This window comes from Leclercia tamurae, assembly GCF_025566055.1.
GTDB lineage: Bacteria > Pseudomonadota > Gammaproteobacteria > Enterobacterales > Enterobacteriaceae > Enterobacter > Enterobacter tamurae.
The window spans coordinates 22,587-35,735 of record NZ_JAMHKS010000073.1 but is presented as its reverse complement, the minus strand read 5'-3'; the positions used below and the strand labels follow the sequence as shown (position 1 = coordinate 35,735).

The following is a 13,149-nucleotide window of genomic DNA, read 5'->3' as shown; positions in this document are numbered from 1 at the left end:
TTTTTTGAGATAGATGAGCCGTAGCTAAGTTTGATGGCTGCCTGCGCGATCGCTTTAATAAGGCGGCATTGACACAAAATGACTGACAGATTCAAAAAAGGCGCCCACCGGCGCCTTTCTCATTCAATCACTGTCTTAAGCCTTTCGAAGCTTCCCGGAGATCACCCCAACAAAATCCATCACCTGCTTTTGCTTCTGGTCCGACAGTTGACTCACCTCACGCATCAGCTTTTCAATCTCCGGCTCTCCCTGCCGGGACGTCAGGATCATGCAGCCCTTCATCACTTTCACGTCCACCTTCGTTCCGGTGCTGAACCCGGCTTCATTGAGCCACAGGCCTTTCATGATAAATGCAGGGATGCGAGTGTAATCTCCATACCGCGTCGCATAACTCACGGTAAATACGCGGTCGTCAGCTTCAAATACTTCTGGTTGCAGGGATTCTGCAATACAATCGATATCAGTCATAATTACTATTCCTTGTAAATAGTGATTGTGATGAGCAATACGGGCATGTTGGCGCATGCCCGTATTGCGTTAAATAACACCTGTAAATTTACCCAGTAAATAAAAATAAGTCCAGAGTAATATAAAACGTAATAAGCGCGATTAGGCTACTTTAAAATATCAGTATGATAAATAATTAGAGGCATGATAAGGTCGCTATATATATTCAATCCTTTTTACATTGTTCTCTGACTGCTTCAACTAACACATTATGTAATTTACCTACCGTTAAATCACGAATAATCGGCTCCTGTATGCCGCGTATCCACCTGAAAAACCGTCCTACCCCAAAAGGATCAAACCCTTCACTGGTAAAGAGATACTCATTCTCTGCTAGTGCAAACCTATTACGTAAGCTATTGTTTGTGGTATGAAACTCGATATTAAACGCACGTTCACAGTCTTCTAAAAGCTCCTGACCATCATCTCCGCAGATTCCCAGATCAGCTTCAATGAGTGTATCCTCGTCGATAGGCTTACGGCGGTGTCCGGAGCTTTCTCTAATAACTTCAATAACCTGCTCAAGGGTTGGTTCCATAAAGACAATCTCCCTTTAATCAATCATCCTGGTACTGAAATAAGAATCTATCCAGACGGTTAATATGGAGTGATTAATATAAACCTTTTACCATAGCGTGCATATTATTCAGGCGCATCAGGTGGAGCATGTTTTTACAGGGAATGTGGACATCAATCAGGATAGTACTTTTCTTCATCGTCATGCTAGCTGTCGCATGGGTGGTCCCCTATGAAGATTTCGTAGATACCTTCATCTATACACACATTAGCTACGCTGATGCCGGGAAGATAGCGAAACTGGTATTGGGCGAGCCCGACCCTGAACCCTATGATTCAATCAGCGATTACATAAGTCTTGTCATCAACACGCTAATCAGCGTTCCTTTAATGGGTGTGATTATTAGCGCTTATAACGCTATTACCCGTAAAACGAAGCCTGCTGAGCTTCCAAAAGAGTGGGCGTTATCCACATTAAGGCGGTTCGGGAAAATAGCTCTTTTCACTTTCTTGTTTTGGGCGCTGCTCCGTTTACTGCCCTGGCAAACCCTGTTTCCCGATGATCAAAGTTTTACAGCTTTTAGTGCAATCGCATTTTTAGTCTTTAACATGTTTTTGACGTCAATTTGCTACTGGTTCATCATGAAAAAATTCACTAATAAAAGGCGCTTTTATCATGGCTGAGTCCGCTTACACGCGGCTTATGGACGGATGGGCTGCAGCTATCAAAGGCTGTTTTAAGGTGCTAAATGAAGCGTACACAGAAGGACTTACTCTCTACTAATTTAAGCCGTCAGCTATCTGACCTGGGCTATGTGCTGGCGCAAAGCCGTATTGCACGAAAAATTCCGCAGTCTGAGGTCGCGGTACGCGCCAATATCAGCCGTAACACAGTCAGTCGTATCGAGAATGGCGACGCTGGTGTCGCTATCGGTCAGATTTTGCGTTACCTCGATGTGGTACGTCCGGGTGCAACGCTTGCCGATGTCATGATGAAAGAAGATAACGCCGTACAGGCCATGGATAACTTACGCCGCCCCCGTCGGGCACGGCCATTGAGTGATAAGGAACTGAAAGAATATGATTTTTGAATGTATCGCGGAGATTGGAATGGCTTAATTGCACCTGAAAAATCACCTTAACCCGATAACGCCTGTTTTAAGGTGCATTTCCCTCTTCACGTCGCCAGACCCACCCCCATCGCCCCCCTAATTATCGGAATCGGCGTCAGCAAATGCTGATACATCAATTCCCCCGCCTTATCCGCATCCCGCGCCAGCACCGCATCCATCAGCTTCTGATGCTCCACATGCTTCTCCTCCAACATCGCCACCGACAGCACCGTCTTCCGCAACCACACATACCGATACCGCGCCGCCAGGTCGAACAGCCGTTCCCGCATCTGCATCAGATACTGCGACCCACACCCCACCACAATCGCCGTATGAAACGCCTGATGCCGCTGATCCCACTCGTCCAGCATGGTCTCGCTGGCGTCACGGGATTCCAGCTTGTTCAGCAGATGCATCCGGGCGAGGAGGTCGGCTTCCCACTCTTCGCCGCCGCGCTCGATGGCGAGGCGCACCAGCATCGCCTCCCTATTGGCGCGCGCATCAAAGATATCAAGCAGCTCCTGCCCGGACATGGGTGCCACCCGGTAGCCTTGCTGGTTAATGACCGTGACCAGCCCCTCAGCAACTCGCTGCGACAGCGCTTCGCGCAGTGGGCCGACGCCCAGGAAATGAGGGTCATGGTCGTGCTCCTTGAATGCAGCCCGGCCTGCACCGGGCGTAAAGATTAACCCTGCTTCGCCTCGTCAAAACACGCGGCGATAATCGCCAGCCCCTGCTGAAGCTGCGCCTCTTCCACGGTCAGCGGCACCAGGATGCGCAGCACGTTATGGTACGGGCCACAGGAGAGCAGGATCAGCCCTTTGTCCCGCGCCCGGGCCACAATCTGCGCCGTCAGGGCGGCGTTCGGTTTTTGGTGGTCGCCCTCTTCAAACAGCTCGATGGCGATCATCGCTCCCAGGCCGCGAACGTCGCCGATCTCAGAATGTTTTTCGGCGATAGCCAGCAGGCCTTCGCGCAGGGTGTTACCCAGTTTATTGGCTTTGCCCAGCAGATCTTCCTGCTCGAAGACCTTTATCACCGCCAGCGCGGCGGCACAGGCGATCGGGCTCCCGGCGTAGGTGCCGCCCAGCCCGCCCGGGGCGATGGCGTCCATCACCTCGGCGCGTCCGGTGACGCCCGCCAGCGGGAAGCCGCCGGCAATGGATTTGGCGAAGGTGGTGATATCCGCCGCCACGCCCATCTGCTCCATGGCGAAGAAGGTCCCGGTGCGGCCCGCGCCGCTCTGCACTTCATCGGCGATCAGCATGATGCCGTGCTCGTCGCACAGGTCGCGCAGGCGCTGCATAAAGGCCGGGGAGGTGGCGTAGAATCCGCCTTCACCCTGCACGGGTTCGATCACGATGGCGGCGATGTCTTCCGGCGCGGCATCGTTCTTGAAGATGCGATGGATGCTGGCGATGGCGTCGTCATCGCTGATGCCGTGCAGGGCGCACGGATAGAGCGCGCGATAGACGTGGCCCGGCATCAGCCCCATACCCGCTGAGTAAGGGTTCACTTTCCCGGTTAGCGACAGGGTGTAGTGGGTGCGGCCATGATAGGCCCCGGTAAAGGCGATGGTGCCGTTGCGCTTAGTCGCCGCGCGGGCAATCTTCACCGCGTTCTCGACCGCTTCGGAGCCGGTGGTCACCAGCAGGGTCTTTTTCGGGAAATCCCCCGGCACTTTCTGGTTCAGGGTTTCGCAAAGCTCCAGATAGGGTTCATAGGCCAGCACCTGGAAGCAGGTGTGCGACAGCTTTTTCAGCTGCTCTTCAACGGCGCTGACCACCTCCGGGTGCAGATGCCCGGTGTTCAGCACCGCGATGCCCCCGGCGAAATCAAGATACTCTCGGCCTTCGACGTCCCACACCCGGCAGTTCTCGGCCCGGGCGGCAAAGACAGGGTGGATCTGACCCACGCCGCGGGGAATGGCATTGCTACGACGCTGCATTAACGCTTTGTTGGTGCTCATTGGATGCTCCTGAATTAAAGGCCGATGCACATATATTTGATTTCTAAGTAATCTTCGATGCCGTATTTAGAACCTTCCCGACCCAGGCCAGAGGCTTTAATGCCGCCGAACGGGGCGACTTCGTTGGAGATAATCCCGGTGTTGATCCCGACGATGCCGTACTCCAGCGCCTCGCCGACGCGGAACACGCGGCTCAAATCGCGGGCATAGAAGTAGGCGGCGAGGCCGAACTCGGTGTCGTTAGCCATATGGATAACATCTGCTTCATCCTTGAAGCGGAACAGCGGGGCCAGCGGGCCGAAGGTCTCCTCTTTGGCCACTCTGGCATCACCGGGTACATCTACCAGAATAGTCGGTTGGAAGAAGTTGCCGCCGAGTTTATGCAGCGATCCGCCGGTAATAATGCGCGCGCCTTTCTCTACCGCGTCGGCAATGTGTTCTTCGACCTTGTCCACCGCTTTGCTGTCGATCAGCGGCCCGATGGTGACGCCCTGGGTCAGGCCGTCGCCGATCTGCATCTTAGCCACCGCCTGCTGGAGTTTTTCGGCAAAGCGGTCGTAGACGGCGTCCTGCACGTACAGGCGGTTGGCGCAGACGCAGGTCTGTCCGGCGTTGCGGAACTTCGAGGCCAGCGCCCCTTCCACGGCCTTATCGAGGTCGGCATCGTCAAAGACAATAAAGGGCGCGTTGCCCCCCAGCTCCAGCGAGACTTTTTTGATGTCCTTCGCGCACTGGGCCATCAGCTGGCGGCCTATCTCGGTCGAGCCGGTAAAGGAGAGCTTGCGCACCAGCGGGTTGCTGGTCAGCTCGTTGCCGATGTCGGACGCCGAACCGGTGACCACGTTAAACACGCCTGCCGGGATCCCGGCGCGGTGCGCCAGTTCCGCCAGCGCCAGCGCGGAGAAGGGGGTCTGGCTGGCGGGTTTGAGGACCATGGTGCAGCCGGCTGCCAGGGCCGGGCCGGCCTTGCGGGTGATCATCGCCGCCGGGAAGTTCCACGGGGTGATGGCCGCCGTCACGCCAATCGGCTGCTTAATCACGATCAACCGCTTGTCCGCCTGATGGCCCGGAATGGTGTCGCCGTAGACGCGTTTTCCCTCTTCGGCGAACCACTCTATAAAGGAGGCGGCATAGCTGATCTCACCCTTGGCTTCCGCCAGCGGTTTGCCCTGCTCGAGGGTCATCAGCCGGGCCAGATCGTCCTGGTTAGCCATCATCAAATCGAACCAGCGGCGCAGAATAGTGGCGCGCTCTTTGGCAGTGAGCGCTCGCCAGGCGGGCAGGGCGCGGTTCGCGGCCTCAATCGCCTCGCGGGTCTCGTCGGCGCCCATTTTCGGCACGCTGCCCAGGGTCTCGCCGTTCGCCGGGTTGGTCACGGCAAGCGTCTCACCACGGTGGGCGTCGCACCACTCTCCTTCGATATAAGCCTGCTGGCGGAATAAGCTGGGATCGTTGAGTTGCATGATGGCTTCCTGTCTCAGAATGATTAACGGGTAAACGCGGCATGTAAGGTCTCCACACGACGGCTTTGCAGAGAACGCCCGGGGTTGTACTGACTGATGAGCAGGGTCTGAACCTTACTCACAATACGTGCGCCAATGGGGATCGCCGGGGTGGTATTACAGGTATGGATGGTGCGCGGCGTGGTGACAAATAAAAAGTCGTCGATCAGCTCACCTTCTGGTGAAACTGCCTGCGCCCTCACACCCGCTGGGCTAAAAGAGGGTAACCGGCATTGCCCGGCGGCGCTTCGCTTGCACGGGCCTACGAGGAATGCACGCAATTGAAATATCGCAGGCTTTTGTAGGCCGGGATCGCTACGCGTCACCCGGCGCTTCTATTTATACGTCGATAAACATGCTAAAGAAGTGACATTAACCCTTATTCAGGACTAGCCCCCATGCTCCAGGCGCTCAACCATCTGACCCTCGCCGTCAGCAACCTCCCGGCCAGCATCACTTTCTGGCGCGATCTTCTTGGTCTGCGCCTGCACGCTGAATGGCACACCGGGGCGTATCTCACCTGCGGCGATCTCTGGCTTTGCCTGTCGTATGATGAAACCCGTCAATTCATCCCGCCGCAGAACAGCGACTACACCCACTACGCCTTCTCAATCGCGCCAGAACACGTCGTAACCTTCACGCAAAAGCTTCAAGACGCAGGCGTCACCGTGTGGAAAGAGAACAAAAGCGAAGGGGAGTCGTTCTACTTTCTCGACCCGGACGGGCACAAGCTGGAATTTCATGTGGGGGATTTGGCCGCGCGGCTGGCGGCGTGTCGGCAGCAGCCTTATGCGGGAATGGTGTTTACGTCAGCCTGATGCCCGGCGGCGCTGCGCTTGCACGGGCCTACGGTAAGTAGGTCAGCTACCACCTTTTTCTGACTGTTTCACTATGTGAAACATTTCGCTCAACGCTTCTTTGATTCCCCTCACGCATCCCGATCCTGCGCTCGTCAGCCTCTGCGGATTCCTTACACTCAGCTTCATAACAATCACGTCACATTTGTTGACACCTTTCCTGACCACAGGAGGTTATATGGCTAATACCGACTCTGAATTCGCAAAGGATTACGCCCCTGGCGGGGAGCAAGCGCCCGCCCAAAGCAGAACCAAAATGATGCTATCGGCGGGCATCGGTCATTTTATCGAGTGGTTTGATTTCGGGCTTTACGGCACCCTGGCGGCGATTATCGCCACCAACTTCTTCGCCAGCGGCGATCCGGTCATCGGGCTGCTGAAATCCTTCGCGGTCTTCGGCTCTGGCTTTCTGATGCGTCCGCTGGGCGGGCTCTTCTTTGGCTCGATGGGCGATCGGTTAGGGCGGCGCAAGGTGCTGGTGACCGTCATCGTAATCACCTCCTGCTCCACCTTCGTGATGGGCATTTTGCCGACCTGGCATCAGGTTGGGATACTCGCCCCGGTGCTGTTGGTGATCACCCGTCTGGTGCAGGGCTTTGCCGCTGGCGGTGAAAGCTCAGGCGTCATTACCTATCTGGCCGAAAGCGCCAAACCCAACCGTCGCGCCACGCTCACCTGCTGGAGTGAAAACTTCAGTTTTATGGCCTTCGTCTGTGGCTCCGGGCTGGTGCTGTTTCTCACCCATACCCTCGGCGAAAGCGCCATGAACGACTGGGGCTGGCGCATTCCGTTCCTGCTGGCGGCCCCACTGGGGTTAGGCGGGCTCTATATGCGCCGGAATATGGAAGACTCCAGCGAATTTAAAAAGCTGAAACAGGCCGGCAAGCTGGAGAAATCCCCCCTGCGCACATCGCTCTCCACCTCTTCACGCGCCTTGTTGTTCTGCACCGGCTTCGTGGTGGTAAAAGCGGTCAGCAGCTGGGTGCTACAGTCCTTTATGCCGGGCTATCTCTCGACCCATTTGCACTACAGCAAAACCGACGCCTATCTCATCACCACGCTCGGATTACTGAGCGTCGCGGTCTGTATGCCGATCACCGGCTATCTCTCCGATATCTGGGGACGCCGCCCGCTGATGCTGATGGGCTGCGGGGGCTTCATTCTGCTCACTTACCCGGCCATGCTGGTGATGAGCCAGGGATCGGTGGGTTCCTCCATCGCGGCCATGAGCATGCTGGGCATCTTTGTCGCCATGTTTAACGGCGGCTGCGGCGCGGCGATGGTTGAACTGTTCCCGACCGCCATTCGCTACGGCAGCATCGCCATCGCCTACAACCTTACCGTGGCGATCTTCGGCGGCGTCACGCCGCTGGCATCCGCCAGCCTGATCTCGCTAACCGGCGATCCGCTTTCCCCTGCGTGGTACGTGATGATCACCGCGCTTATCTCATTCATTGCCGTGTGGCTGGCCAAAGAGACCGCCGGCAAGGTGCTGGATTAACTGTTCCCGGAGTTGTTATGAAAATACGTCACGTTGAATGTTTTCCGCTGAAGATTACCCCAAAGCAGGCCTATCTCGGGGGGAGCGTCGAGGGGCATGACAGCGATTACTACTATCGCCCGGAGTACCGCTGCGTCTACTCGCGCAAAATGGAGACCTGCCTGGTCAAAATTACCACTGAGGACGGCTGCGTAGGCTGGGGTGAAGCGCTGGCGCCGGTGGTTCCGCAGGTGATCGCGGAACTTATCACTCAACTTTTTGCTCCGCTGCTGGAAGGGCAATCACCTTTTGCCAGCGCAGTGCTTAACTCGCGCATGTACGATGCCATGCGCGATCGTGGCCATATCACCGGTTACCATATCGATGCCCTTGCCGCCGTGGATATCGCCCTGTGGGATCTCAAAGGCAAGCTGCTCGGCCTACCGGTGTGGCAATTGCTTGGTGGCGCTTATCGCCAGACGATCCCCTGTTATGTTTCCGGGCTGCCCGAGCCGGATCTGCCCGCCCGCTGTCAGCTGGCAAAACGCTGGCAGGAGAAGGGCTTTAATGCCGTCAAGCTGGCGCTGGGCTACGGCGTGCGGGAAGACATAGCCAACGTGCAGGCTATCCGTGAAACCCTGGGCGAAGAGGCGCAAATCTTCCTTGATGCCCACTGGAATTACAGCGTGGCGGAAGCCGCTGAACTGGCAACGGCGTTGCGCGAATTTGGCGTCGGTTTTCTCGAAGCGCCGTTGTTGCCGGAAGATGTGGCTGGGCACCGTGAGCTGCGGGCCAAAAGCCCGGTGGCGATTGCGCTGGGTGAAACCGAGCGCACCCGCTACCAGTTCAAACCCTTTATCGAGCAGCGGGCGGCGGACATTCTGCAGCCGGACGTGGGCCGCACCGGCATCAGTGAGCTGATGCACATCGCCTCGCTGGCGGAGACCTGGAACCTGAAGGTCGCCCCGCATCTCAGCGTCGGTCTTGCGCCCTGTATCGCCGCGTCGCTGCACGTCGCCGCCGCCATCCCCAATCTCTACATGCTGGAGTATCAGCCTCCGGTCTTTGAGATTGCCAACCAACTTCTCACCACGCCGCTCATCTGCCAGCAGGGGGCGTATCAGCTGCCGCAGGGGCCGGGGCTGGGTATTGAAATCAATGAAGACGCCGTCATGGAGGCAACATGTTAAAAGGCAACGTACCGATTCTGGCCACCGCGTTTGATGCAGAGGGCGAAGTGGATTTCGCCTCGATTGAGCGGCTGGTGAAATTCCTCCTGCAACAGGGCGTCGATGGCCTGGCGCTGTTCGGCAATGCCTCTGAAGGCTATGCCCTGACCCTGGGCGAAAAAGAGGCGCTGTTCGCCTGCGTGAAAAACCTCACCGGCGATCTGCCGCTGGTGGCCGCCGCCGGGGGCGCCGCCTCTGCGGTGGCGATAGAAGATATCACCCGGATACAGCGCTGGGGCGCGCAGGTGGCGATGGTCAATCCGCCGTCGGTAGTGAAACCTGGCCCGGAGGAGATCGTTAATTTTTACCGGGATGTCTGCGCGGCCTGCGATATCGACATCATGATTCAGGACGCGCCGCTGATGACCGGGGTCAACATCCCGGTGGCCACGCTGGTCACGCTGTGCCAGTCGTTTCCGGCTATCAAGTACATCAAAGTGGAGCAACCGCCCACCACGCTGAAAATCACCGCCCTGAAGCAGGCGCTGGGCGACAGCGTCGGGCTGTTCGGCGGCCTGAACGCCGGTTTCCTCTACGAAGAGCTACGCCGCGGCGTGATCGGCACCATGCCCGCCTGCGAATTCCCGGACGTTATCAACATGATTTTGCAGGCCTGGCAGCATAACCCGCGGGAAGCGCAGTCGCTCTTTTACCGCTATCTTCCCTTCCTTCGCTATGGCGTACAGCCGGGCATCGGCGTGGCGATCCACAAAACCGTACTGCACCGGGCGGGGATCTTCACCACCGACGTGGTGCGTGAACCGGCCAAACGGCTGGACGCGGTTACCCGCGACGAATTGCAGGATCTCACCGACGTGCTGCCGCTGGCGGTCTTTGGAGCGCAGGTATGAATTACATTGCCGTTGACTGGGGGACCAGCAATTTTCGGGCGATAAGCGTGCGCGACGGCCAGGTGATCCGCACCGTGCAGGACACCTGCGGCGTGGCGACCTGCGAGCGCGCTGAACTGCCGTCGATCCTGCGTAAGCAGCTGCTGCGGCTGGAAGAGGCCTGGGACCCGCATCTGCCCGTGCTGCTGTGCGGCATGATTGGCAGCAATATTGGTATTGCCGATGCGGGCTATATGGCGTTGCCGCTGAGCTTCCGCGACCTGCTGGGTAAGGGCCGCGACTTGCCCGGTATCCTTAGCAACCCGCTGACCTTGCGACCCGGTATCTGCGATCCGCGGGCCAACGAAATCTGCCGTGGCGAAGAGATGCAGTTAGCCGGGGCCATCGCCCTGACGGACACCTGCACCTTTGCCGCCGTGGGCACCCACAGCAAATGGATGACCATTGACCGCCAGCAGCAGCGCGTGACGGGCTTGCGCACCCTGATGACCGGCGAGCTCTATCACCTGGTGTTAAATCATTCGGTGGTGGGTAAAGGTCTCCCGTCTCAGGTGACCTCCGCCAGCGCCTTCAGCGAGGGCGTTGCCGTGGCGCAATCGGTCGAGGCCGGGCAGGGCGACCTGGTGAGCGAGCTGTTCCGCTGTCGGGGGCGGTACATTCTGGGGGATCTCGACCCGGCCAGCGCCGCAAGCTGGCTCTCCGGCCTGCTGATCGGACACGAGATCCTGCGCGGTCACCCCGGAAATGCGCGCGTCTGTTTTATCGGCAGCCGTGCCTTGCTTCCCCTCTACCAGCAGGCCTGCGAGCACATCGGGCTGCCCTGTTCCACCCTGGAGGCGGAAACCGCGCTGATTGCCGGGCTCAATGAGGTATTTCGACATGATGGTTAGCGCCGGGATTATTGCGATTTTACGTGGCATCACCCCTGCCGATTGCGTGGAGCAGGTGGCCTGCCTGCGCGATCATGGCATCACCACTATTGAGATCACCACCAACTCACCGGAGTGGAGTACCAGCCTGCGACGGCTGCGTGATGCCTTTGGCGATGGGGTGACGGTGGGCGCAGGCACGGTGTTAACGCCAGAGCATGTCGCGATCTGCGCCGCCGCCGGGGGGCAATTTATCCTCACCCCCAACCTCGATCTGCGGGTGATCCACGCGGCAAAACGCCAGGGGCTGGGGGTGTGCGCCGGGGTGATGACGCCCAGCGAGATTTTCAGCGCCTGCGAGGCGGGGGCTGACGTGCTGAAGATTTTCCCGGCCAGCGCCCTGCCGGAAAACTATCCGCAAATGATCAAGGGCCCGCTGTCAGCGCCGGTGCGCTTTTCGGCGGTGGGGGGCGTGGACGTCAATAACGCCGCCGATTACCTGCGCTACTACGACAGCGTGGGGATCGGCAGTGCGCTCTATCGCCCCGGGCAGCCGGTCGTCACTACGGCGGAGCGCTGCGCGCAACTGCTAGAGGGGCGGGAGCGCGGCGCCGCTAATTTTGCGCGCGGCAGAGATCAGAAAATGGCGTAGTTTGTCGATGTCCAGCTTATCGCCCTGGATGTTCGACAGGGCGATGGCGGCCTGCATTCCCGGAATAATGCAGGCCATCCGGTAATCCGTTTCGTTAAAGGTTTTACCAAACACCTGATGGCGCCGGGCCTCTTCGATATCGCGTTTAAGCAGTTGATAATCGTGTACGCCGAGGCGCGCCACGATCTCTTCGTCACTCATGGCCGACAGCAGTTTGATGCCAATCACCGAGTCATGCACCGGAAAAGATTCGTAGTTTCCGATGGCTCTGGCGATGCTTTTGCCGCCGCGGGTATGAATGAGATAGACCACGTTTTTGCCGCTTAATACTCCCACGACAATCGACACCGAATGGCTGCCGGTCTCCTCCAGCATCTCCAGCACGGCGGTATAAAACGCCGAATTATGGATCGCGTTCGCCGAGAGACGATGGATGCCCATTCCCAGGCTGTACTTGCGCCTGGCGTCCTGCTGCACCATCTCCAGCGCCAGCAGCGTTTGCATCAGGCGGGAGACTTTCGCCGGATCCAGCCCCATCTCACGGCCAATCTCACGAATTCCAAAAGCACGATTCCCTGTCGCCAGCAGATTGAGGCAACGGAATGCGTCAAAGACAGTGCTGTTCATCTCACCTTCCGGGCAATGTATTCAGGGATTTGAGTGTAAGGGGAGAAGGGGAGGAAAAGTATTGTCGGCAACGACGAGTGTGAACGCGGCAGGAAAAAAGGATAACCGGGGAGCCCACGCTCCCCGGACAACGCCTTACAGCGACTTCACAAACGTTAGCAGATCTTCGTTCAGCTGGTCCTGATGGGTCAGGGCAAAGCCGTGCGGTGCGTTGTCATACACCTTCAGTTCCGCCTTGCTAATCAGCTCTGCCGCCACTTTACCGGTGGTGTCGAACGGCACGATCTGGTCGTTGCTGCCGTGGATCACCAGCGTCGGGACGTCGACTTTGGCCATATCCGGGCGGAAGTCGGTTTCGGCGAAAGCGGTCACGCAGTCGAGGGTGCCTTTCAGCGACGCCAGCAGGGCGATGTTCAGGGTCTGGGTCAGACCGCCTTCAGAGACGTTCTGCCCGGCGTTGAGGCCGTAGAACGGGGTGGCGAAATCGCTGATGAACTGGGCGCGATCTTTCAGCAGTCCGTCACGAATACCGGCGAAAACAGACTGATCCACACCCTGCGGGTAAGAGTCGGATTTGCCAAAGATCGGCGTTACCGCACCCAGCAGCGCCAGGCCCGCCACGCGCTCGGTGCCGTAAGTGCCGATATAACGGCTCACGTCGCCGCCGCCCATCGAGAAGCCCACCAGCGTCACGTCGCGCAGATCCAGCGTGGTGATCAGGTCGTTAATGTCGGAGGCAAAAGTGTCGTAGTCGTAACCGTTCCACGGCTGATCTGAACGGCCAAAGCCGCGGCGGTCGAAGGCGATGGCCCGGAAACCGCGCTCGGCCAGATAGTTAAGCTGGCTGTCCCACATGTCGGCATCCAGCGGCCAGCCGTGGCTGAACAGCACCGGTTTACCTGCACCCCAGTCTTTGTAGTAAATCTGAGTGCCATCTTTCGCTTTAATCGTCGCCATAGTCTCTTCCTCAAAAAGTTG

The 13,149-nt window shown here is 58.0% G+C and carries 14 protein-coding genes and 2 pseudogenes; 8 read left to right on the top strand and 8 right to left on the bottom strand.

Features of this window, described 5'->3' with window-relative positions; translation table 11 throughout:
• Positions 1-135 precede the first annotated feature (135 nt).
• Positions 136-468, bottom strand: a complete 333-nt coding sequence (symE, locus tag M8318_RS11815; RefSeq protein ID WP_262662765.1) for an endoribonuclease SymE — start codon at positions 466-468, stop codon at positions 136-138.
• A 205-nt stretch (positions 469-673) separates the two neighbouring features.
• Positions 674-1,045 carry a DUF1493 family protein gene (locus tag M8318_RS11810; RefSeq protein WP_262662763.1) on the bottom strand — a complete coding sequence of 124 codons (372 nt, stop codon included), beginning with the start codon at positions 1,043-1,045 and terminating at the stop codon, positions 674-676.
• Between the two features lie 128 nt (positions 1,046-1,173).
• On the opposite strand from M8318_RS11810, the gene M8318_RS11805 reads away from it, so the two are divergent.
• Both M8318_RS11805 and M8318_RS11800 read left to right on the top strand, forming a co-directional pair.
• A complete protein-coding gene (locus M8318_RS11805; RefSeq protein ID WP_262662761.1) occupies positions 1,174-1,707 on the top strand; it encodes a hypothetical protein in 534 nt (177 codons plus the stop codon).
• A 65-nt stretch (positions 1,708-1,772) separates the two neighbouring features.
• A complete protein-coding gene (locus tag M8318_RS11800; RefSeq protein WP_262662759.1) occupies positions 1,773-2,114 on the top strand; it encodes a helix-turn-helix domain-containing protein in 342 nt (113 codons plus the stop codon).
• An 86-nt stretch (positions 2,115-2,200) separates the two neighbouring features.
• On the opposite strand, the pseudogene csiR reads toward M8318_RS11800, so the two are convergent.
• From csiR to M8318_RS11780, 4 genes and pseudogenes are all read right to left on the bottom strand, one after another.
• Positions 2,201-2,761, bottom strand: a pseudogene (gene csiR, locus M8318_RS11795) (DNA-binding transcriptional regulator CsiR); the annotation flags it as partial.
• 59 nt (positions 2,762-2,820) lie between these two features.
• On the bottom strand, positions 2,821-4,104 hold the full coding sequence (gabT, locus tag M8318_RS11790) for a 4-aminobutyrate--2-oxoglutarate transaminase (protein WP_262662757.1): 1,284 nt from the start codon (positions 4,102-4,104) through the stop codon (positions 2,821-2,823).
• A 14-nt stretch (positions 4,105-4,118) separates the two neighbouring features.
• Entirely contained in the window at positions 4,119-5,567 is a 1,449-nt protein-coding gene (gene gabD / locus M8318_RS11785) for an NADP-dependent succinate-semialdehyde dehydrogenase (protein ID WP_262662756.1), read from the bottom strand.
• A gap of 23 nt (positions 5,568-5,590) precedes the next feature.
• Positions 5,591-5,818 (bottom strand): annotated as a pseudogene (locus M8318_RS11780) (L-2-hydroxyglutarate oxidase); the annotation flags it as partial.
• Between the two features lie 186 nt (positions 5,819-6,004).
• Here M8318_RS11780 and M8318_RS11775 point away from each other — a divergent pair.
• The 6 genes from M8318_RS11775 to M8318_RS11750 all read left to right on the top strand — a co-directional run bounded on the left by M8318_RS11775 (position 6,005) and on the right by M8318_RS11750 (position 11,544).
• The gene (locus M8318_RS11775; RefSeq protein WP_262662754.1) at positions 6,005-6,424 is read left to right on the top strand and encodes a FosA8 family fosfomycin resistance glutathione transferase; all 420 of its coding nucleotides are present in this window, start codon (positions 6,005-6,007) and stop codon (positions 6,422-6,424) included.
• 298 nt (positions 6,425-6,722) lie between these two features.
• Positions 6,723-7,964, top strand: coding sequence for an MFS transporter (locus M8318_RS11770; protein WP_408612246.1), 1,242 nt, complete (start codon positions 6,723-6,725; stop codon positions 7,962-7,964).
• Between the two features lie 17 nt (positions 7,965-7,981).
• Positions 7,982-9,133, top strand: a complete 1,152-nt coding sequence (locus tag M8318_RS11765) for a mandelate racemase/muconate lactonizing enzyme family protein (protein ID WP_262662752.1) — start codon at positions 7,982-7,984, stop codon at positions 9,131-9,133.
• A complete protein-coding gene (locus tag M8318_RS11760; RefSeq protein WP_262662750.1) occupies positions 9,127-10,023 on the top strand; it encodes a dihydrodipicolinate synthase family protein in 897 nt (298 codons plus the stop codon). The genes M8318_RS11765 and M8318_RS11760 overlap by 7 nt, the downstream gene beginning before the upstream one ends.
• Positions 10,020-10,913, top strand: a complete 894-nt coding sequence (locus M8318_RS11755; RefSeq protein ID WP_261644650.1) for a 2-dehydro-3-deoxygalactonokinase — start codon at positions 10,020-10,022, stop codon at positions 10,911-10,913. The genes M8318_RS11760 and M8318_RS11755 overlap by 4 nt, the downstream gene beginning before the upstream one ends.
• Positions 10,903-11,544: a beta/alpha barrel domain-containing protein gene (locus M8318_RS11750; RefSeq protein WP_261644651.1), complete on the top strand. Its 642-nt coding sequence runs from the start codon at positions 10,903-10,905 to the stop codon at positions 11,542-11,544. The genes M8318_RS11755 and M8318_RS11750 overlap by 11 nt, the downstream gene beginning before the upstream one ends.
• Here M8318_RS11750 and M8318_RS11745 read toward each other — a convergent pair.
• Positions 11,482-12,171: a helix-turn-helix domain-containing protein gene (locus tag M8318_RS11745; RefSeq protein ID WP_106995633.1), complete on the bottom strand. Its 690-nt coding sequence runs from the start codon at positions 12,169-12,171 to the stop codon at positions 11,482-11,484. The genes M8318_RS11750 and M8318_RS11745 overlap by 63 nt on opposite strands.
• Positions 12,172-12,306: 135 nt before the next feature.
• Complete coding sequence (locus M8318_RS11740) at positions 12,307-13,128, bottom strand: alpha/beta fold hydrolase (protein ID WP_262662745.1); 822 nt, start codon at positions 13,126-13,128, stop codon at positions 12,307-12,309.
• Between the last annotated feature and the right edge of the window lie 21 nt (positions 13,129-13,149).

Coding starts and splice junctions, on each gene's coding strand:
- M8318_RS11800 (WP_262662759.1), top strand. CDS start 1,773: ATGAAGCGTACACAGAAGGACTTACTCTCTACTAATTTAAGCCGTCAG.
- M8318_RS11750 (WP_261644651.1), top strand. CDS start 10,903: ATGATGGTTAGCGCCGGGATTATTGCGATTTTACGTGGCATCACCCCT.
- M8318_RS11760 (WP_262662750.1), top strand. CDS start 9,127: ATGTTAAAAGGCAACGTACCGATTCTGGCCACCGCGTTTGATGCAGAG.
- symE (WP_262662765.1), bottom strand. CDS start 468: ATGACTGATATCGATTGTATTGCAGAATCCCTGCAACCAGAAGTATTT.
- M8318_RS11745 (WP_106995633.1), bottom strand. CDS start 12,171: ATGAACAGCACTGTCTTTGACGCATTCCGTTGCCTCAATCTGCTGGCG.
- M8318_RS11755 (WP_261644650.1), top strand. CDS start 10,020: ATGAATTACATTGCCGTTGACTGGGGGACCAGCAATTTTCGGGCGATA.
- gabT (WP_262662757.1), bottom strand. CDS start 4,104: ATGAGCACCAACAAAGCGTTAATGCAGCGTCGTAGCAATGCCATTCCC.
- M8318_RS11775 (WP_262662754.1), top strand. CDS start 6,005: ATGCTCCAGGCGCTCAACCATCTGACCCTCGCCGTCAGCAACCTCCCG.
- M8318_RS11740 (WP_262662745.1), bottom strand. CDS start 13,128: ATGGCGACGATTAAAGCGAAAGATGGCACTCAGATTTACTACAAAGAC.
- M8318_RS11805 (WP_262662761.1), top strand. CDS start 1,174: ATGTTTTTACAGGGAATGTGGACATCAATCAGGATAGTACTTTTCTTC.
- M8318_RS11770 (WP_408612246.1), top strand. CDS start 6,723: ATGCTATCGGCGGGCATCGGTCATTTTATCGAGTGGTTTGATTTCGGG.
- M8318_RS11765 (WP_262662752.1), top strand. CDS start 7,982: ATGAAAATACGTCACGTTGAATGTTTTCCGCTGAAGATTACCCCAAAG.
- M8318_RS11810 (WP_262662763.1), bottom strand. CDS start 1,045: ATGGAACCAACCCTTGAGCAGGTTATTGAAGTTATTAGAGAAAGCTCC.
- gabD (WP_262662756.1), bottom strand. CDS start 5,567: ATGCAACTCAACGATCCCAGCTTATTCCGCCAGCAGGCTTATATCGAA.